The sequence below is a fragment of the Croceicoccus hydrothermalis genome, assembly GCF_022378335.1.
Lineage (GTDB): Bacteria > Pseudomonadota > Alphaproteobacteria > Sphingomonadales > Sphingomonadaceae > Croceicoccus > Croceicoccus hydrothermalis.
Genome location: NZ_JAIQCI010000016.1, coordinates 55,201 through 74,823, shown reverse-complemented (window position 1 = coordinate 74,823; position 19,623 = coordinate 55,201). Strand labels below are relative to the sequence as shown.

Genomic DNA, 19,623 nt, shown 5'->3' with positions numbered 1-19,623 from the left:
CGCATGGGCGGGACATGCAATTCCTCTCCGACAATGCCGCCCCCGTCCATCCCGCCGTGTGGGACGCCATGCGCGCCGCGGACGCGGCCGATGCCCCCTATGACGGCGATGCGATGTCGGCCGCGCTCGATGCGCGGTTCTCGGCACTGTTCGGCACCGAATGCGCGGTGCTGTGGACGCCGACGGGCACCGCCGCCAACTGCCTCGCGCTCGCCAGCATGGTGCCTCCGTTCGGCGGCATCGTATGCCATCGCGAAGCCCATATCGAGGTGGACGAGGGCGGCGCACCGGGCTTCTTCACCCATGGGGCAAAGCTGATGCTGGCGGACGGGCCGGGCGCGAAACTGACGGCGCATGCCGCCGCCGCCGTCATCGACCCCATCCGCAACGACGTGCATCAGGTGCAGCCCCACGCGATCGCCATCACCCAGGCCAGCGAATATGGCGAATGCTACACCCCCGACGAACTGGCCGCGCTGGGCGAATTCGCACGCGAACGCGGGCTGCGCTTTCACATGGACGGCGCACGCTTCGCCAATGCGGTGGCGCATCTGGATTGCACCCCTGCCGAGGCGAGTTGCTCCCATGGCATCGACAGCCTCGCAATGGGCTTCATCAAGAACGGCGGCATGGGCGCAGAGGCGCTGATATTCTTCGACACAGCCCTTGCGGACGAGGCACGGCGGCGGCGCAAGCGGGCCGGGCATCTTTCGTCGAAGGGGCGCTTTCTCGCCGCGCAACTGCTCGCCATGGTGGAGGACGATCTGTGGCTCGCCAATGCGCGCGGCGCGAATGCGGCGGCCGCGGCGCTGGGTGACGCGGCGCCCGAACGGCTGATGCATCCGGTCGAGGCGAACGAGGTGTTCATGACCCTGACGGCGGCGGAGCGGACCGTGCTGCGCGAACAGGGCTATCAATTCTACGACTGGGGCGCCGGGGCGGCGCGGTTCGTCGCGGCATGGAACACCCCCATTGCCGATGCACAGGCGCTCGCCGCCCGGATCGCCGCGTTGTGACCGGCGCCGCCCCCCGCCCCGGCCGCGCGGTACAGCGTTCGTTTTCCGAACCCGTCGTATGGGTGCCCTTCATCCTCGTGACCTTCATCTGGGGCAGCACCTGGCTCGTCATCAAGGATCAGATCAGCGTCGTGCCGGTCGGCTGGGCCGTGGCCTATCGCTTTATCGTGGCGACGATCGGCATGTTCATCCTCGCCGCGGTGCGGGGGGACGGGTTCCGGCTCGGCCCGGGCGGATGGGGCATGGCGCTGCTCATCGGCGTGACGCAATTCGTCGTGAATTTCCAATTCGTCTACCGGGCGGAGCTTTACCTCACCTCCGGCATCGTGGCGGTGCTCTTCGCGCTCATCCTCATTCCCAATTCGGCGATGAGCTGGCTTTTCCTCAAACGGCGGCAGACCGCGCGGTTCATCGTCGGCTCGGTCATCGCGCTTTCGGGCGTGGCGCTCCTGTTCGCGCATGAATACCGGATCGCGGGCGCGGGGTCCGGGCTTGGCGGCGGGGTCACCATCGGCATCGTGCTCGCGCTGACCGCGACGATGGGCGCCAGCATCGCCAATGTCGCGCAGGATACCGACACCGCCCATGCACAGCCCTTCATCCCGCTGCTCGCTTGGTCGATGCTGATCGGGGCGGCGATCAACGTGGGTCTCGCGCTCGTCATCTATGGCGCGCCGGCGTGGGATCCGCGCTGGGAATATGGCGCGGGGATTCTCTATCTCGGCGTGGTGGGGTCGGTGATGACCTTCCCGCTCTATTTCGGGATCATCCGCATGATCGGCGCGGGAAAGGCCGCCTATATCGGCGTGTCGGTCCCTGTGATTGCCATGCTGCTGTCCACCCTGTTCGAGGGATATGTGTGGAGCGGGCTCGCGATCGGCGGCGCGGTGCTGGCGATGGCGGGCCTCATCATCGCGCTCAGGGGGAAGCGGGCGCCCCCTCCCCCCGCTCCGCTTCCAGAATAGCGGCCAGCCCCTCGCGAAACGTGGGGTAGCGCGGATACCAGCCCAGCACGCGCTTTGCCTTCACATTGGCGACGCGGCGATTTTCGGCATAGAAACCGCGCGCCATCGGCGACAAATCCGCCTCCTCCATCGTCTGAAGCGGTGGGGGTTCGGCATTGAGCAGGCGGCACGCCTCCTCGGTCACTTCATTGTGGCTGGCCGGCATGGTGTCGGACAGATTATACGCGCCCGGCGGCACGTCATGGGATAGCGCGGCCATCACCCCGCGGGCGATATCCTCGACATGGACGCGGCTGAACACCTGCCCCGGCATGGCGATGCGGTGGGCGGTGCCGGCGCGCACCTTGTCGAACGCGCTGCGCCCCGGCCCGTATATGCCCGGAAGGCGAAAGACATGCGCGCCACGGGACAGCCACGCCGCATCGGCGGCGCTGCGCGCGCCGCGGCGGCCGGTTCCGGTGGGCGCGCTTTCGTCGACCCATGCCCCGCCCGCGTCGCCATAGACCCCGGTGGAGGACAGATAGCCCCGCCACCCGCCGAACCGCGCCAGCGCCGCACCATGCGTGTCGAGCACGGGATCGCCGCCGCCATCCCGGTCCGGCGGGACGGAGGACAGCACCGCATCCGCCGTATCCAGCACATCGGCGACCCGGGCCGTATCGGCAAAGTCGAGCGTGCCGTCGCGCCCCGTCGCGGTCACGTCCCACCCCGCCTCCCGCGCATGGGCGGCAATCCGCTTTGCCGTGTAGCCGAGGCCGAAAATCACGAGATGCATGGGGCCGCCTGCCTTTCGATTGGGGGTATTGGGCGATTGCCCCTTGCCCCGCGCCGCCGAACACGCATGTAGTGCCGCATGGATATCGCCCGCAACCCCGAACGCCCCGACGCCAACCCCGAAATGGCGGATGCCGCCCCCGAACCGCAGGCGCCCGCCACCGTGCGGCGGGAGGATTACACTCCGCCGGCATGGCTCGTCCCCGAAATCCACCTCGATTTCGAGCTGGGGCTGGAGGTGACGAAGCTGCGCACGACGATGAAGGTGGAACGCAATCCCGACGGGGCGGCCGACCGCACGATCCATTTGTGCGGCGACGGGATCGCAGTGCGGGAGCTGACCGTGGATGGCGCGCAGGCCGAGGGATGGACCATGAGCGGCGCCAACCTGCTGCTCCCCCTTTCGGGCGACGCGGCCGAAATCATGGTGGAAACGCATCTGCATCCCTCTACCAACAGCCAGCTCATGGGCCTTTACGCGTCGAACGGGATGCTGTGCACACAATGCGAGGCGGAAGGCTTCCGGCGCATCACGTTTTTCCCCGACCGCCCCGATGTCCTGTCGCGCTATACCGTGCGGATGACAGGATCGAAGGCGGATTTCCCCGTGCTCCTGTCCAACGGCAATTGCACCGAGGCGGGCGAGGATGGCGACACCCATTATGCGGTGTGGCACGATCCCTGGCCCAAGCCGTCCTATCTCTTCGCACTGGTTGCCGGGCGGCTGGTGTCCCGCCGCGACAGCTTTACCACCATGTCCGGGCGCAAGGTCGATCTCGCCATCTGGGTGCGCGAAGGGGACGAGGACCGCACCGGCCACGCGATGGAATCGCTCAAGCACGCGATGCGCTGGGATGAGGAAACGTTCGGGCGGGAATATGACCTCGACCTGTTCAACATCGTCGCCGTGTCCGATTTCAACATGGGCGCGATGGAGAACAAGGGGCTGAACATCTTCAACACCCGGTACATCCTCGCCAATCCGGACACCGCGACCGATGCCGATTACGACGCCATCGAGGGGGTCGTGGGCCATGAATATTTCCACAACTGGTCCGGCAATCGCGTCACCTGCCGCGACTGGTTCCAGTTGTCGCTGAAGGAAGGGTTCACCGTCCTGCGCGATCAGATGTTCAGCGCCGCCATGGGCAGCGCGCCGGTCAAGCGGATCGAGGATGTGCGCATCCTGCGCGCCGCGCAGTTCCCGGAGGACAGCGGCCCGCTCGCCCATCCGATCCGGCCCGACAGCTACCAGGAAATCAGCAATTTCTACACCGCGACCGTCTATAACAAGGGCGCCGAGGTCATTCGCATGATGCATGCGATGGCGGGCGAAAAGGCGTTCCGCAAAGGCAGCGACCTGTATTTCGAGCGTCACGATGGCGAGGCGGCCACGTGCGAGGATTTCATCACCGCGATGGAGGATGGGGCCGGGCTGGACCTGAGGCAATTCCGCCGCTGGTACGAACAAGCGGGCACGCCCCGCGTTACCATGCGCGCCGAACATGACGCCGACGAAGGGGCAGTGACGCTGCATTTCACGCAAGCCGTCCCCGCCACCCCCGGTCAGCCGGACAAGAAACCGATGCCGATCCCCCTGCGCATCGCGCTGTTCGACCGCGAGATGCGGCGCCACGGCGGGGAAAAGCTCTTGATGCTGGACGCTGCGGAGAACAGCTTCCGCTTCACCGGATGTGCGATGCCGCCCGTGGTGTCGGCCAATCGCGGCTTTTCGGCGCCGATCGTGCTCGATGCCGACATGAGCGATACGGACCTCGTGTTCCTCGCCGCGCATGACGACGACAGCTTCGCCCGGTACGAGGCACAGCAGCAATTGCTCACCCGCGAATTGCTCGGCCGGGATGCGGATGGCGCCGGTGGGGATCGCCGCGCGGCCATTGCCGATGCGCTGGGCGCGGTGCTCGACGATACGCGCATCGACGATCTGATGCGGGGCGAGCTGATGACATTGCCGGCGATTTCCTTCCTGATCGAGCAGGCCGTCCCCGCCGATCCGGGCGCGCTCGTCGCCGCGCGCGACGGTTTGCGCGAATATCTGGGCACGCGATTGTCAGGGCCGCTCAACGCGCTTTACGAACGGGCCGCGGCGGTGCCCTATGATCTTTCGGCTGAAAGCCGCGGCGCGCGCAAGGTGAAGACGCTGGCGCTCTCGCTGCTCTCCGCCGCCGACGCGGCGCAGGGGGCCCGGCTCGCGCAGGCGCAATATCGCGCCGCCGACAACATGACCGACCGGCAGGGCGCGATGATGGTGATGGCCAACCTCGACGTGGCCGAGCGCGAGGAACTGCTCGCCGATTTCCATCGCCGCCATGCGGGCGACGCGCTCGTCATCGACAAATGGTTCGCCATTCAGGCCAGTGCCAGCCACGCCGACGTGCTCGATCACATTGCCGCGCTTGCCGATCATCCCGATTTCACGATGAAGAACCCGAACCGCGTTCGCTCGCTCTTCATGACAATGGCGGGCAACCCGGCGGCGTTCCACGACGAAAGCGGGCGCGGCTATACCATGATCGCCGATCTCGTCATCGCACTCGACCCGATCAATGCGCAGACGGCGGCACGCTTCGTCCCCGCGCTCGGCCGCTGGCGCAGGATCGAGCCGAAGCGGGCGGCGATGATGCGCGCCGCGCTCGAACGTATCGCCGCGCGGCCCCGATTGTCCAAGGACGTGCGCGAGCAGGTCGGCAAGAGCCTCGAGGACTGAACATGTCGGTCGACATCATCCGCTCCGACACGCTGAACGCGGTGGAGCACGGATTCCTGGGGCGGCGCGGCGGCATATCGTCGGGGCAATATGCGGGGTTGAACGTCGGGCTGGGGTCCGACGATCTGCCGCGTGCGATCGCCGCCAATCGCGCCCGTGCGGTGGATGCCGTCATGCCCGGCGCCGAATTGTGTACCGTGTATCAGGTGCATTCGGCGGACGCGGTCACGATCCGCGCCCCCTTTCCCGACGATGCGCGGCCGCATGCCGATGCGATGGTGACCGACCGGCCCGGCCTGCTGCTCGGCATATTGACCGCCGATTGCGCGCCGGTGCTGTTCGCCGATGCGGTCGCGGGGGTCGTCGGCGCCGCGCATGCCGGATGGCGCGGCGCGATAGACGGGGTGACCGACGCGGCGATTGCGGCGATGGAAAAGCTTGGCGCATCGCGTGATAATATCGCCGCCGCAATCGGGCCGTGCATCGCGCAGAAAAGCTATGAGGTGGACGACGGCTTTCGCCTGACCTTCGTCGGCCGGGACGAGGCGAACGAACGGTTTTTCAAAGACGGCCGGCCCGGCCATGCGCAATTCGACCTCGCCGGATATGTGGCGTCGCGCCTTGCCGAAGCGGGCCTGTCGCAGATCGCAATCACTGGCGAGGATACCGCGTCGCAGCCGGACCGCTATTTTTCCTATCGCCGCGCGCAGCTTGCCGGTAAAGGCGGATATGGCCGTCAGATCAGCCTGATCGGCATTGCATCATAGGATACTTGCGTTTGGGCAAAGGGTGCGGATAATCGCGCCCAATGACCGAGCAGACAACCGACAGCGCCGAAACCGCCAAGCTTCGCCACGAGATGCGCAACCTCGAAGCGCAGATCGAAATGCTGCGCCGTCTGCTGTCCGAAGAGGCCGAAAGGCTCGAACAGATCGTCGCCGACGATTGCGCGCCCGAACGCCGCGAAGAGGCGATGAAAACCGCCCGACGCCTGCGCCGCGCCACGGAAACGAGCCGCAGCATCGGCGGCTGACGCCCCTTTCGCGCAGGTTACCCCCTATCGGCGGGTCAGCGCGTCTTCGGACTGCGCCATCAGATCGGCGAGGATCTTCGCGACCGGTTCCTCCGCCGTGACCATGCCCACCGATTGCCCCGCCATGAGCGAGCCGTTCTCCACATCGCCGTCGATCACTGCGCGGCGCAGGGCGCCTGCCCAGTAATGCTCGATCTGCAATTGTGCCTCCGCCATTTCGAGACCTTGCGTATCCAGCATTCCGGCCACTTCGCGCTGTTTCGTGGTGAAGGCCTCGGTACCCTTGTTCTTCAACGCCCGCACCGGAATGACCGGGAGCCGCGCGTCGAGTTGCACGCTGGCCACTGCGTCGCGGGCATTGGCGCGGAAAAACGCCTTCTTGAAATCGGGATGGGCGATCGATTCGGTGGCGCAGGCAAAGCGCGTGCCAAGCTGCACACCCGCCGCCCCCATTTCGAGATAGCCCGCCATCGCCTCGCCCCGGCCGATCCCGCCCGCCACGAAGACGAGATGATCGCCCGATAGCGAGGGCAGGAATTCCTGCGCCAGCACGCTGGTCGAAACAGGGCCGATATGGCCGCCGGCCTCCATCCCCTCGATCACCATGGCGTCGGCGCCGGAACGCAGCAATTTCTTCGCCAGCGCGAGCGTCGGCGCAAAGCAGATCACCTTCGCGCCCGACGCCTTGATCGCCTCGACGCTGCCCTTGGGCGGCAACCCGCCGGCGAGCACGACATGACCGACGCCGTGCCCTGCGCACACGTCGATCAACGCCATGATGTCGGGATGCATGGTGATGAGGTTCACGCCGAACGGGCGATCGGTCATCGCCTTTGTCGCGGCGATTTCGGTGTCGAGCAATTCGGGCGTCATCGCCCCGCATGCGATCACGCCGAACCCGCCCGCATTGGACATGGCCGAAACCAGGTTCCGTTCGGAAACCCAGCTCATCGCGCCGCACATGATCGCATATTCGCTGCCGAGAAAATCGGCGCCGCGCCGCATCAGCGCGGCCGTTTTTACAAAATCACTCATGAGGACGGCGCTTACGCCCGCCTGGGCGTTGCGGCAATAGGAGGATTCGTAATCGGATAAAGCGTTTACTCTATCCATTATGCATCGTTTTACCCGATGGATCTACAAGAGCTAGAAGTGAGGCATTGCAGATAGCGGGGTGCGACGCCCCACAGATGGAAGAGGATAAGACGATATGGACGTAGCGACAGGATCGATTCCCGGCGGCGGATGCCCATTTGGCCACGATGGTGGTGTGCGCGGCCTGCTCGGCCGGCAGAGCCGCGACTGGTGGCCGGATGCATTGCAGCTCGACATCCTGCATCAGGGCGGCACCTCGCCCGACCCGATGGGCGACGATTTCGATTATGCCGAGGCGTTCAACGCGCTCGACTACCATGCGCTGAAGGCGGACCTTCACGCGCTGATGACCGATTCGAAGCCATGGTGGCCGGCCGATTACGGGCATTACGGGCCGTTCTTCATCCGCATGGCATGGCACGCGGCGGGCACCTACCGCACCGCCGACGGCCGCGGCGGCGCGTCCAGCGGACAGCAGCGTTTCGCCCCGCTCAACAGCTGGCCCGACAATGCAAACCTCGACAAGGCGCGCCGGCTGCTCTGGCCGATCAAGCAGAAATACGGGAAGAACATCAGCTGGGCCGATCTGTTCATCCTCACGGGCAATGTTGCGATCGAATCGATGGGCGGTCCTGTGTTCGGCTTCGGCGGCGGGCGCAAGGACGTCTACGCCCCCGAAACCGACGTGTACTGGGGCACCGAGGAGGAATGGCTCGGCCAGACGCGTATCGACCCGGACAAGGAGCTGGAACTCGAAAACCCGCTCGCCGCGATTCAGATGGGGCTGATCTACGTCAATCCCGAAGGGCCGGGCGGCAATCCCGATCCGATGGCGTCGGCACGCGACATCCGCGAAACCTTCGCCCGCATGGCGATGAATGACGAGGAAACCGTCGCACTGACGGCAGGCGGTCACACCTTCGGCAAATGCCACGGCGCGGGCGATGCGAATCTCGTCGGGGCCGATCCCGAAGGTGCGGATATCGCTATGCAGGGTCTCGGCTGGACCAGCGGGTTCGAAAGCGGAATGGGCGAACACACCATCACCTCCGGGCTCGAAGGCGCGTGGACGCCGACGCCGACGACATGGGACATGCGCTATTTCGAAATGCTGCTCGACCATGAATACGAGCTGGTGAAAAGCCCGGCCGGCGCGCATCAATGGCAACCCAAGGTGGACAGCGACGACGAGCTCGCCCCCGATGCCCACCGCGATGGCAAGCGCGTGCCGACCATGATGACCACCGCCGACATGGCGATGAAGGTCGATCCCGAATATCGCCGCATTTCGGAACGGTTTCGCGCCAATCCGGATGAATTCGCCGATGCCTTCGCCCGCGCCTGGTTCAAGCTGACGCACCGCGACATGGGGCCGAAAATCCGCTATCACGGGCCGGAGGTTCCGAGCGAGGACCTGATCTGGCAGGATCCCGTGCCGGCAGGGACCGCGCCGTCCGATGCCGACGTGGCCGCATTGAAGGACGCCATTTTGTCGAGCGGGCTTTCCATCGGCACGCTGGTACGCACGGCATGGGCGTCTGCCTCCACCTATCGCAAATCGGACCATCGCGGCGGCGCGAACGGGGCGCATATCCGCTTCGCTCCGCAGCGCGACTGGGCCGTGAACGAGCCGGAATTGCTGGCTAAGGTGCTGTCCAAGCTGGAGGAAATTCGCGGCGACCGCGCGATTTCGATGGCCGACATGATCGTGCTGGCGGGGACCGCGGCTGTGGAAAAGGCAGCGAAGGACGCCGGTTTCGCCATCGACGTGCCCTTCATCGGCGGACGCGGCGATGCGCTGGAGGAATGGACCGATGCCGAAAGCTTCGAGCCGCTCGAACCCAAGGCCGATGGTTTTCGCAATTACCTGTCGACCAAGCATGCGGTGAAGACCGAGGAGCTATTGCTCGACCGGGCGCAATTGCTGGGCCTGTCGGCGCCGGAGATGACGGTGCTCGTCGGCGGCCTGCGCGTGCTCGGCGCCAATCACGGCGACAGCGACCATGGCGTGCTGACGAAGCGCAAAGGCCAGCTGACCAATGATTTCTTCGTCAACCTGCTCGACATGAACACGGCGTGGAAGGTCGTCGACGACAGCGGGGACGAGGAATTCATCGGCTCGGACCGTGCCAGCGATGCGGAAATCTGGCGCGCGACCCGCACCGACCTGATCTTCGGTTCGAACTCGCAACTCCGCTCGATCGCCGAGGTCTATGCCGAAAACGGGCACGAGCAGAAATTCGTGACCGACTTCGTCAAGGCGTGGACGAAGGTGATGAACGCCGATCGTTTCGACCTGAAATGATCGGGCCCCTGTGACGGAATAGCCGGGCGCCCCCCCTGAAACGCCCGGCACTTCGCCCCGCCCCCGTCATGGGAGCGGGGCGATTTTTTCAACGCGAACGGGTCAGGCCGCCTCGTCCACCGCATCCAGACCGTAGGCGGTGTGGAGGATACGCACGGCAAGCTCGGTCTCGTCCTCGTCGATCAGCACCGACACCTTGATTTCCGATGTCGTGATCGCCTGAATATTGATGCCGCGATCGGCCAGGGCGGCGAACATCTGTGCCGCGACGCCGGCGTGGCTCTTCATGCCGACGCCCACGACGCTGATCTTGGCGACCTGGCTGTCGGTGATGATGCGGTTGAAACCGATGCTCTCGCGCCGGTCTTCGAGCAGCGCCTGGGTGCGGGCGAGGTCGGCCTGCGGCACGGTGAAGGTCACGTCGGTCTCGCCCTTTTCGCGGCCGACGTTCTGAATGATCATGTCCACGTTGATCGACGCATCGGCCAGCGGGGTGAAGATATTGGCCACCGCGCCCGGCTTGTCCGGCACGCGGGTCAGGATGACCTTGGCCTCGTTCTTGTCATGCGCAATGCCGGTGACGTGTTGGCGTTCCATGTCCAGCTTCTCCATTTCCTCGTCAGAGACGATCAGTGTTCCCGGCAAATCGTCGGCCGGCGGTGCGTCGTCGTCGATGAAGCTCGACAGGACCTGCACGCGCACGCCTTCCTTCATCGCCAGCCCGACCGAGCGGGTCTGCAGCACCTTTGCCCCCACGCTGGCGAGTTCGAGCATTTCCTCATACGTCACCGCCTTCAGCTTGCGCGCGCGGGCGACGATGCGGGGATCGGTGGTGTAGACGCCATCCACGTCGGTATAGATGTCGCAGCGATCCGCAGAGACCGCCGCCGCGACCGCCACGGCCGACGTGTCGGACCCGCCGCGCCCCATGGTGGTCACGCGCCCGTCGATCGACAGCCCCTGAAACCCCGGCAGGACGGCAATCTCCCCCGCGGCCATGGCATTGCACAGCCGGTCCGAATCGATCGCGTCCACGCGCGCCTTCGCATGGCTTTCCACCGTGCGGATCGGTACCTGCCAGCCCATCCACGACCGCGCCTTGCATCCCAGCGCCTGCAGCGTGAGCGCGAGCAGTCCCGCGGTCACCTGTTCGCCGCTGGCGACGACGACGTCATATTCGGCCGGATCGAACAGCGGGTTCGCCTCCCGGCAGAAATTGACCAGCCGGTCGGTTTCGCCCGCCATGGCCGACACGACGACGGCGACCTCGTGGCCTGCTTCTTGCTGACGGCGCACGATATTGGCGACGCGGCGAATACGCTCCGTCCCTGCCATCGAGGTGCCGCCGAATTTCATCACGATACGCGCCAAGCCGCTGTGCCTTTCGCTGGAAGTGGGTTCGCCGCGCTGTTAGTCTGACCTTTATGGAAAATGCAACTGTATCACCTGAAACCGGCTTATCGCCCGAAACCCGTGCCGCCGCCCCCGCCGGCGCGACCATTCGTGCGGACGAGGCCGCGCATTTCGGCGCGCTCGCCCGCGAATGGTGGGATCCGGCGGGATCCTCGGCGATGCTGCACCGGCTCAATCCCGTGCGGCTGCGCTATATTCGTGAGGCGATCGATGCGCATTGGGCGGGCGATATTCACGTGCGCCGCCCCCTTGCGGGCAAGCGCGTGCTCGATGTCGGGTGCGGCGCGGGGCTGTTGTGCGAACCGCTGACCCGGCTCGGCGGGGCGGTCACGGGTGTGGATGCGGCGGCGGAAAATATCGCGGTGGCGCAGGCCCATGCCGATGCGATGGGTCTTTCCATCGATTACCACGCGGGCGAGCTTGCCGCGTTGGAGGCAGAGCCGTTTGACCTCGTCACCTCGATGGAGGTGATCGAACATGTCGCGGACAAGGGCGCTTTCGTCCACGCGCTGTCGCAAAAGCTTGCGCCGGGCGGGTTGATGATCCTGTCCACCCCGAACCGGACGGCGCGGTCACGGCTGCTGCTGGTGGAGGGGGCGGAGCGTCTCGGCATGGTGCCGCGCGGCACGCACGACTGGGACCGGTTCCTCACGCCGGAGGAGCTCGAGCCTTTGTTGAGTGCCGCGGGGCTGGCGATGCACGGCCTGCGCGGAATCGGCTTTTCACCGATGCGCGGGCTGGAACTGTCGGACGATGTGGCGTTGAACTATATCGTGGCGGTCACGCACCGCTAGCTCACAACACCTCGTAAAGCGACAGGATTGCGGCATAGGCCCTGTTGGCCGCCGCCTCGTCATAGGCAGGCGAATCGATCACGGTCCAGCCATGATCGGCGGGGTAGACCTCCACCACCGCGGGCACGTTCGCCGCATCGGCGGCCTGGCGCAGCTCGGTCTTGACCGACGGATCCTTTGCATCGTCATTCTGCGCAATGGCGAACAGGAACGCGGCCTGCGTCTGATCCAGAATGCGATGCGGGCTATTGGATTCTGTCACGACCAGCCCCCCGCCGTGGAGCGAGGCCGCCGCCCGCACCCGCGTTGGCACCGCCGCCGCTGTTCGGACGGTATAGTGACCGCCCATGCAATAGCCCTGCGTCCCGATGCCGCGCGCGGTATCGACGGCGGGCTGCGCATCGAGCCATGCGATGAAGGCGCGCGCGTCGGTTGTCGTGCGGGCGGGATTGATCGCGGCACGCATCGGTTCGATCTTCGCGCTGCCTTCGGGCGTGCGCCATTCGCTGAACGTGTCGAGGATCGGGGCGCGGGCATTGCGGTAATAATGGTTCACGGCGAGCACGGCATAACCTTGCGCTGCGAACTTGCGCGCCTTGACCTTGAACGCCTCGCGCAGGCCGGCCACGTCGGGCCACAACAGGATTGCGGGGTGCCGCCCCTCTGCAGGATGGACGAAAAACGCATCGGCGGCGCCGTCGGGCGTCGCGATATCGACCATGCCTTCGGTCAATGCCGCGCCATTTGTCGCGCCGCCGCCCATGCCGCCATCCAGGGTCGTGCAGGACGCGGCGAAGGCGGCCGCCCCCATCGCGCCGAACTGCCGCCGCGAAAGGCCGCGCCGCGCGAGCGCTGCCTCATGCTCGGAAAAATCGTCCGGCCCGGTCCGGTCCTCGCACATGGGTCACGCTCCTGTCGCTGTTCTCGATAAGGCGCCTAGAGCAATGCGGCGCGCCATTCCGCCTCGTCGAACCCAACCATCAGCCCGCCCGCATGTTCCACCACCGGACGTTTGATGAGCGCAGGATGCTCCGCCATGAGCGCGACTGCCCCATCGTCGTCGATCCCGTCCTTCGCCGTATCCGGCAGCTTGCGCCACGTGGTTCCCCGCCGGTTGAGCAGCGTATCGCGCCCCGCCTTACGCACCCATCCGGCCAGCCGTTCGGGATCGGTGCCGTCTTTCCGGTAATCGTGAAAGCGATAGGGCACGCCTTCGCCATCCATCCATTTGCGCGCCTTGCGCACGGTGTCGCAATTGGGAATGCCGTAAAGCACGATCCCGGTCATGGGCATGATCCTCCTGTCAAAGGAAACGAGCGCAACGCCGCTTGTCACTTGTTAGGGTTAATGTCGTGCCTCGCGGTTAATATCGGGTGCCCCGGCCCCGGCATCGAACCCCGCGATCTCCCTTAGGGCACCTATAAATCGTCTCTCAAGGACCGTCCTCTATCGTCGGGTTGAGCACTCTTGCGTGACTTCCTTGCGCAAAATTTGAACTGGTTCAAGCCGATGAAACAGAAACCTCGAAGGGATCTTCCAAACACGATCTCCCTTCCACTGTATGAAGACATCATGCTTTCGCACGGCGATGTTGCGATCGACCTGCTGCTGCAGAGCGCGGATTGTGTCAAGATCCTGGGCGTGGACGGCACGCTGGAGCATATCAATTGCGGCGGGTTGCGGGCGCTGGAGCTGTCGCATGAAAATGACTTCCTCGGAAAGATCTGGTGGGAGATCTGGCCCGAACGATCCAGGCAGTTCGTGCAACGTGAATTCATGGAAGCACTCTCCGGAACGCCGCGCATGTTCGAAGCGCACTGCCCGACGGCGCTCGGCACGCCGCGACGCTGGTCGGTCAATCTCAAGCCGCTGATTTCGCGGGCGGGACCGGTGGTGTCGATCCTGTGCGTGTCGCGCGACATCACCGAACACGGCGACACCACGATCGTCGCGCATATCGCCTGACCGCCGCACGTTCGATCGGTTGCGGTGGACATTTGCGCGCAAACCGCCAAAAGCGCCCCTGTCATCCTATAGGAATGCGGGGGCCTGGAAATGAGCGTCAACACTTTCGGCCGCGTGCTGCGCTTTACCACATGGGGGGAAAGCCATGGGCCCGCGCTCGGCGCCGTGCTGGACGGTTGCCCGCCGGGGCTCGCACTTTGCGAAACCGACATACAACCGTTCCTCGATGCACGCCGCCCCGGCACCAGCCGTTTCACGACGCAGCGGCGCGAACCCGACGCGGTGCGCATCCTGTCGGGCGTATTTGCAGGCGAGGATGGGATACAGCGTACGACCGGAACGCCAATCTCGCTCATGATCGAAAACACCGATCAACGCTCGAAAGATTATTCGGACGTCGCGCAAAGCTATCGCCCCGGCCATGCCGATTATGCCTATGACGCGAAATATGGCTTTCGCGATTATCGCGGCGGCGGGCGAAGCAGTGCGCGCGAAACCGCGGCACGCGTCGCGGCGGGCGCCGTGGCGCGGCGGATCGTGGGCGGGGTTACGATCCGCGCATGGGTGTCGGCCATCGGCGGCGACGCAATCGACCTGTCGAATTTCGATACGGAAGAAATCGGCAACAACCCGTTCTTCTGTCCCGATGCCGAGGCCGCCGAACGCTGGACCAGGGCGGTGGACGATGCGCGCAAGGCCGGCTCCTCCCTCGGCGCGGTGGTCGAATGCGAGGCATCCGGCGTGCCCGCGGGATGGGGGGCGCCCGTCTATGGCAAGCTGGACGCCGATCTTGCCGCCGCGATGATGGGCATCAACGCGGTAAAGGGCGTGGAAATCGGCGACGGGTTTGGCGCGGCGGCACTTCGCGGGGAGGAAAATGCCGACCCTATGCGCCCCGGCGAGGACGGCGTGACCTTCGCCGCCAATCACGCAGGGGGCATCGCCGGCGGCATTTCAACGGGGCAACCCGTCCGCGTGCGGGTCGCGTTCAAGCCGACCTCGTCCATCCTGATCCCCGTGCCGACCGTCACGCGCGATGGCGGGGCCGGCTAAATCGTGACGAAAGGGCGCCACGATCCGTGCGTCGGCATCCGCGGCGTGCCGGTGGTCGAGGCGATGATGGCGCTTGTCCTCGCCGATCATGCGATGTTGCATCGGGCGCAATGCGGGCCGGGCGAACTTTGAAACCTTTCGTATTTCGCCTCGTATCAACGACTTGCCGCGTTGATCGAACGTTTCGGCTGACGCAAAAGGTTTCATCGGTTTAGTCGATTAATATCATCGCTTTTTGCCGCTTGGGTTTTGGCGGGGCCGCACCTATCTCAGCATCAGAAATTCGAAGGGTGCGGCGCTGCTGCCGCGCTTTTCCTCACCAAAACAGGAGAAGACCGCATGGGTATCATCGGAAGCCAGATCAAGCCGTTCAACGCCACCGCCTACCAGGAAGGCAAGGATTTCTTCGAGGTTTCGGACAGCGACGTAAAGGGTCACTGGTCGGTATTCTTCTTCTATCCCGCCGACTTCACCTTCGTCTGCCCGACCGAGCTTGAAGATCTCGCCGGTCAGTACGACACGCTGAAGAACATGGACGTCGAGGTGTACTCGGTTTCGACCGACACGCATTTCAGCCACAAGGCATGGCACGACACCTCGGACAAGATCGGCAAGATCAAGTTCCCGATGCTCGGCGATCAGCTCCACACGCTGTCGAACAATTTCGGCGTCCTGCGTGAGGAAATGGGCCTCGCCGATCGTGCGACCTTCCTCGTCGATCCCGACGGCGTGATCCAGGTGATGGAAATCACGAGCGAGGGCGTCGGCCGCAACGCCAAGGAACTGGTCCGCAAGATCAAGGCCGCGCAATATGTCCGCGCCAACCCGGGTCAGGTCTGCCCCGCGAACTGGGAAGAAGGCAGCGATACGCTGGCGCCTTCGCTGGATCTCGTCGGCAAGATCTAATCGCTTCGCCCTTTCGACAAGGGCCATGACGATGCGCGCGGCCCGGGGTGGGATACGCCGCCCCGGGCCGTGTTGCGTCCGGCCCCCGCGCAACAATCAGCATTACAGGACACAGACATGCTCGACGCCAATCTGAAGCAGCAGTTGCAAAACTATCTCGGCAATCTCAAGACGCCGATCGAGCTTGTCGCCAGCCTTGGCGACGATGCGAAATCAGTGGAAACGAAGGAACTGCTGGACGAAATCGCGTCCCAGTCGAACAAGGTCACGGTGGTCGAGGGCGGCACGAACGCCCGCAAGCCCAGCTTCGACATTCGCCGCGCCGACGATCATTCGGCGTCGGTCACCTTTGCGGGCCTGCCGCTGGGGCACGAGTTCACCTCGCTGGTGCTCGCGCTGTTGTGGGCGGGCGGCCATCCGCCCAAGGTCGATGCCGATGTGATCGAACAGATCCGCAATCTCGACGGCCAGTTCGATTTCGAGATGTATTTTTCACTGTCCTGCCACAATTGCCCGGACGTGGTGCAGGCACTGACGCTGATGGCGATCTACAACCCCAATGTCACCGCCACGCTGATCGAGGGCGGCACGTACAAGGACGAGGTCGAAAAGCGCGACGTCATGGCCGTGCCCGCCGTCTATCTCAACGGCGAACCCTTTGCGAACGGGCGCATGGACGTGAAGGAAATCCTGGCCAAGGTGGACACCGGCGCGTCGGCACGTGCGGCGGAAAAGCTCGCGGCGAAAGACGCGTTCGAGGTGCTCGTCATCGGCGGCGGTCCGGCGGGGGCGTCGGCGGCGATCTATACCGCGCGAAAAGGGTTCAGCACCGGCATCGCGGCACAGCGTTTCGGCGGGCAAGTGATGGACACCATGGGGATCGAGAATTTCATCTCCGTCGATTATACCGAAGGCCCGAAGCTTGCCGCGGCACTCGAAAACCATGTCGCGCAATATGACATCGACGTGATGAACCTTCAGAACGCGTCGAAATTCGTGCCGGCCACGCAGAAGGGCGGATTGCACGAAATCATGTTCGACAATGGCGCATCGCTGAAGGCGCGGTCGGTCATCATCACCACCGGCGCGCGCTGGCGCCAGCTCGGCGTGCCGGGTGAGGATGAATACAAGAACAAGGGCGTCGCCTATTGCCCGCACTGCGACGGGCCGCTGTATAAAGGCAAGCGCGTCGGCGTGATCGGCGGCGGCAATTCCGGCGTGGAGGCGGCGATCGACCTCGCCAATATCGTCGGCCACGTCACGCTGATCGAATTCGACAGCCAGCTGCGGGCCGATTCGGTGCTGGTCGACAAGCTGAAAAGCTTTGCCAATGTCGAGATCGTCACCTCTGCGCAGACCACCGAGATCACCGGCGATGGCAAGAAGATGAACGGCCTCGTCTACAAGGATCGCGACAGCGGCGAGCAGCGCAAGGTCGATCTCGACGGCGTGTTCGTGCAGATCGGGCTCGTCCCCAATAGCGAGTGGCTGAAGGACAGCGGCGTCGAATTGTCGGATCGCGGCGAGGTGAAGATCGACGAGCGCGGCGCCACCAACCTGCCTGGCGTGTTTGCGGCGGGCGACGTGACCACCGTGCCGTACAAGCAGATCGTCATCGCCATGGGCGAAGGGTCGAAGGCGGCTTTGTCGGCGTTCGACTATATCATCCGCACCGAACCGGCGGAGGAGATTGCCGCGGCGGCGCAGGCCGCCTGAACCGGCGCGATTGACCGGAAGCGGGGCGGCGGCCATTGCGGTCGTCGCCCTTTTTCATGCGCGCCTATCGCCGTTTTCGCAGGACCAGATAGACCGCACCCTCGCCCCCGTGGCGGCGATGGGCATTGCGTACCGCGACGATGTCGGACGCATGCGGCCCAGCCGCCAGCCAGTCGAGGAATTTCGCGCGAATGGCGCCGCGTCTTTCGGCCCGGTCGGCGGCATCGACGGGCCGCGCCTTACCCGTGACGACCAGCACCACGCGCGCGCCCATCGCCTTGGCCTGTGCCAGCCCGCGATCCAGCCGGCGATAGGCGGTGTCGAGCGTGTGGCCATGCAGGTCGAGCGTGAAATCGGGCGCGATGGCGGCGCGGCTCATGCGTTTTTCCCAGGACGAATCGAGCGTGCCGCCCCCTTCGCGCATGGGCACGGGCTGCGGGGTGGCGCGTGGCGGCATGCGGCGTTGCGTCTTTGCCGGTTTTGGCGGGGGGGGCGCGGGTTTCGCTCCCTTCGCCGGCGGAGGCGTCGCGGGCCGTTGACGTCCATCCATCGGCGTCACCGTCGCGGCAAGCGCGGCCCAGGCGCGCTGCTCCTCCGCGCTCAATCCCCTTGGCGGCCTCATCGCGGCGCGATACGCGCCAGCGTCCCCTTGGGCAGGAGCAGAAGCGTGCGCGCCTCGCTGCTCATCGCGCCGGCGGTGGCCTTCGCCATCTCGCCCGCGCCCCAGAACGTGTCGAACCGGCCCGCCCCCTTGATCGCGCCGCCGGTATCCTGCGCAATCCAGAGCCCGTCGGCACGGTCATTCGCCGCGTCGATCCACACCGGCGCGCCGAGCGGGGTGAAACGCGGATCGGCCGCGACACTGACCCGCGGACGGACCGGCACGCCCAGCGCACCCAGCGGTCCGTCGCCTGTCAGCTCGCGAAAGAAGACCCAGCTTTGATTCTCGTTCATGACCGCATCGGCCTCGCCCGGATTGGCGCGGAGCCAATCGACAATCCCCTGCATCGTCGCTTCGCCCGGGGCGAACACGCCGCGTTCGCGCAATGTGCGACCGATGGCGGTATAGCCGCGCCCGTTCTGCCCGGCATAGCCGATGCGCAGGACCGAACCATCGGGGGCGATCAGCTGTCCCGAACCCTGAATCTGGAGGAAGAAGAAATCGATGTCGTCGGCGACCCACGCAATCACCGGTGCCCGCCCGTCGAGCGCCCCGGCGACGATCTCCGCCCGTTCGAAATAGGGCACGAATCGCCCATCCTCGTACCGGCCCAGCGGCGCGCGCCCACCGCCCCTGTAATCCGCTTGCGCGACAAGATCGGTCGGCATGCCATAGACCGGCACGTCGAAGCCGGGCTGCCGGTTGCGAACGCCGGCGATGCGCGGCTCGAAATATCCGGTGACGAAGCCATCATTGCCGCCCACGATCGCGGTTTCGAAAAACTCCCGGAAAAACCGCGGCGCAGAACCGGCGTAGTCCGGCGCGGCGGCACAGGCGCGCGTCCAGTCGGCCGCGATTCCGCTGCTATCGGACCGGGACAGCAGCGCAGGACACGATTCGATGAAGGACCGCCGCGCCGCATCCGCCTCGCCTTCGCGAACGGTGTCGTATCCGGCGGAGGCCAGCAAGGCGCCAATATCGGGGCCGCGATAAAGGCCGGCGTCAAGCGCGCTCACCGCCTCCGCGCCGGCGCGCAGCGAGGGCGTTGGCCATACCGGTGCGGGCGGGTTTTGCGTGACGGGTGCGGGCGTGGTCGCGGGGGGCGGAGTGCGGGGCGGCCCCTCGACCGAGGGAACCACTGCGCATGCCGAAAGCGCGATCATCGCGGGCAGGACGGAAAATGCGCGCATGACCTGCCT

The 19,623-nt window shown here is 65.4% G+C and carries 17 protein-coding genes and 1 pseudogene; 11 read left to right on the top strand and 7 right to left on the bottom strand.

The window, feature by feature from the left end; genetic code table 11:
* The first annotated feature begins 14 nt into the window (after nt 1-14).
* Both K4G67_RS10660 and K4G67_RS10655 read left to right on the top strand, forming a co-directional pair.
* Nucleotides 15-1,016 (top strand): threonine aldolase family protein, encoded by a 1,002-nt coding sequence (locus K4G67_RS10660; protein ID WP_239806386.1) that lies wholly within the window; start codon nt 15-17, stop codon nt 1,014-1,016.
* On the top strand, nt 1,013-1,981 hold the full coding sequence (locus tag K4G67_RS10655) for a DMT family transporter (RefSeq protein WP_239806353.1): 969 nt from the start codon (nt 1,013-1,015) through the stop codon (nt 1,979-1,981). Before K4G67_RS10660 ends, K4G67_RS10655 begins: the two co-directional genes overlap by 4 nt.
* Here K4G67_RS10655 and K4G67_RS10650 read toward each other — a convergent pair.
* Complete coding sequence (locus K4G67_RS10650; protein WP_239806352.1) at nt 1,935-2,756, bottom strand: Rossmann-fold NAD(P)-binding domain-containing protein; 822 nt, start codon at nt 2,754-2,756, stop codon at nt 1,935-1,937. The two genes, K4G67_RS10655 and K4G67_RS10650, sit on opposite strands and share 47 nt — an antisense overlap.
* 78 nt (nt 2,757-2,834) lie before the next feature.
* On the opposite strand from K4G67_RS10650, the gene pepN reads away from it, so the two are divergent.
* From pepN to K4G67_RS10635, 3 genes are read left to right on the top strand one after another with little or no spacing between them, the layout of a single operon-like run.
* Nucleotides 2,835-5,483, top strand: coding sequence for an aminopeptidase N (gene pepN, locus K4G67_RS10645; protein ID WP_239806351.1), 2,649 nt, complete (start codon nt 2,835-2,837; stop codon nt 5,481-5,483).
* Nucleotides 5,484-5,485: 2 nt separating this feature from the next.
* On the top strand, nt 5,486-6,250 hold the full coding sequence (pgeF, locus tag K4G67_RS10640; RefSeq protein WP_239806350.1) for a peptidoglycan editing factor PgeF: 765 nt from the start codon (nt 5,486-5,488) through the stop codon (nt 6,248-6,250).
* A 41-nt stretch (nt 6,251-6,291) separates the two neighbouring features.
* Entirely contained in the window at nt 6,292-6,516 is a 225-nt protein-coding gene (locus K4G67_RS10635) for a hypothetical protein (RefSeq protein ID WP_239806349.1), read from the top strand.
* Between the two features lie 24 nt (nt 6,517-6,540).
* Here K4G67_RS10635 and K4G67_RS10630 read toward each other — a convergent pair whose 3' ends face one another.
* A complete protein-coding gene (locus K4G67_RS10630; RefSeq protein WP_239806348.1) occupies nt 6,541-7,551 on the bottom strand; it encodes an NAD(P)H-dependent flavin oxidoreductase in 1,011 nt (336 codons plus the stop codon).
* Nucleotides 7,552-7,726: 175 nt separating this feature from the next.
* Between K4G67_RS10630 and katG the strand changes: the two genes are divergently transcribed.
* Nucleotides 7,727-9,916 carry a catalase/peroxidase HPI gene (katG, locus tag K4G67_RS10625; RefSeq protein ID WP_239806347.1) on the top strand — a complete coding sequence of 730 codons (2,190 nt, stop codon included), beginning with the start codon at nt 7,727-7,729 and terminating at the stop codon, nt 9,914-9,916.
* Nucleotides 9,917-10,018: 102 nt separating this feature from the next.
* Here katG and K4G67_RS10620 read toward each other — a convergent pair whose 3' ends face one another.
* Nucleotides 10,019-11,287: an aspartate kinase gene (locus tag K4G67_RS10620; protein ID WP_239806346.1), complete on the bottom strand. Its 1,269-nt coding sequence runs from the start codon at nt 11,285-11,287 to the stop codon at nt 10,019-10,021.
* Nucleotides 11,288-11,340: 53 nt separating this feature from the next.
* Here K4G67_RS10620 and ubiG point away from each other — a divergent pair, with 53 nt between their 5' ends.
* The gene (gene ubiG, locus K4G67_RS10615; protein ID WP_239806345.1) at nt 11,341-12,123 is read left to right on the top strand and encodes a bifunctional 2-polyprenyl-6-hydroxyphenol methylase/3-demethylubiquinol 3-O-methyltransferase UbiG; all 783 of its coding nucleotides are present in this window, start codon (nt 11,341-11,343) and stop codon (nt 12,121-12,123) included.
* Nucleotide 12,124: 1 nt separating this feature from the next.
* Here ubiG and K4G67_RS10610 read toward each other — a convergent pair whose 3' ends face one another.
* Together K4G67_RS10610 and K4G67_RS10605 are read right to left on the bottom strand one after the other, a co-directional pair.
* Nucleotides 12,125-13,024, bottom strand: a complete 900-nt coding sequence (locus K4G67_RS10610; RefSeq protein WP_239806344.1) for a dienelactone hydrolase family protein — start codon at nt 13,022-13,024, stop codon at nt 12,125-12,127.
* A gap of 35 nt (nt 13,025-13,059) precedes the next feature.
* Nucleotides 13,060-13,410 (bottom strand): ArsC family reductase, encoded by a 351-nt coding sequence (locus K4G67_RS10605; RefSeq protein WP_239806343.1) that lies wholly within the window; start codon nt 13,408-13,410, stop codon nt 13,060-13,062.
* Nucleotides 13,411-13,632: 222 nt separating this feature from the next.
* Here K4G67_RS10605 and K4G67_RS10600 point away from each other — a divergent pair, with 222 nt between their 5' ends.
* The 4 genes and pseudogenes from K4G67_RS10600 (at nt 13,633) to ahpF (ending at nt 17,763) form a co-directional block, all read left to right on the top strand.
* On the top strand, nt 13,633-14,088 hold the full coding sequence (locus tag K4G67_RS10600; protein ID WP_239806342.1) for a PAS domain-containing protein: 456 nt from the start codon (nt 13,633-13,635) through the stop codon (nt 14,086-14,088).
* A gap of 90 nt (nt 14,089-14,178) precedes the next feature.
* Nucleotides 14,179-15,273, top strand: a pseudogene (gene aroC / locus K4G67_RS10595) (chorismate synthase).
* A 207-nt stretch (nt 15,274-15,480) separates the two neighbouring features.
* Nucleotides 15,481-16,047: an alkyl hydroperoxide reductase subunit C gene (gene ahpC / locus K4G67_RS10590; protein WP_202086444.1), complete on the top strand. Its 567-nt coding sequence runs from the start codon at nt 15,481-15,483 to the stop codon at nt 16,045-16,047.
* 117 nt (nt 16,048-16,164) lie between these two features.
* Complete coding sequence (gene ahpF, locus K4G67_RS10585) at nt 16,165-17,763, top strand: alkyl hydroperoxide reductase subunit F (RefSeq protein WP_239806341.1); 1,599 nt, start codon at nt 16,165-16,167, stop codon at nt 17,761-17,763.
* Between the two features lie 64 nt (nt 17,764-17,827).
* On the opposite strand, the gene K4G67_RS10580 is transcribed toward ahpF, so the two are convergent.
* Both K4G67_RS10580 and mltA read right to left on the bottom strand, forming a co-directional pair.
* Nucleotides 17,828-18,385: a Smr/MutS family protein gene (locus tag K4G67_RS10580; RefSeq protein WP_239806340.1), complete on the bottom strand. Its 558-nt coding sequence runs from the start codon at nt 18,383-18,385 to the stop codon at nt 17,828-17,830.
* Nucleotides 18,382-19,614, bottom strand: a complete 1,233-nt coding sequence (mltA, locus tag K4G67_RS10575) for a murein transglycosylase A (protein WP_239806339.1) — start codon at nt 19,612-19,614, stop codon at nt 18,382-18,384. The genes K4G67_RS10580 and mltA overlap by 4 nt, the downstream gene beginning before the upstream one ends.
* Between the last annotated feature and the right edge of the window lie 9 nt (nt 19,615-19,623).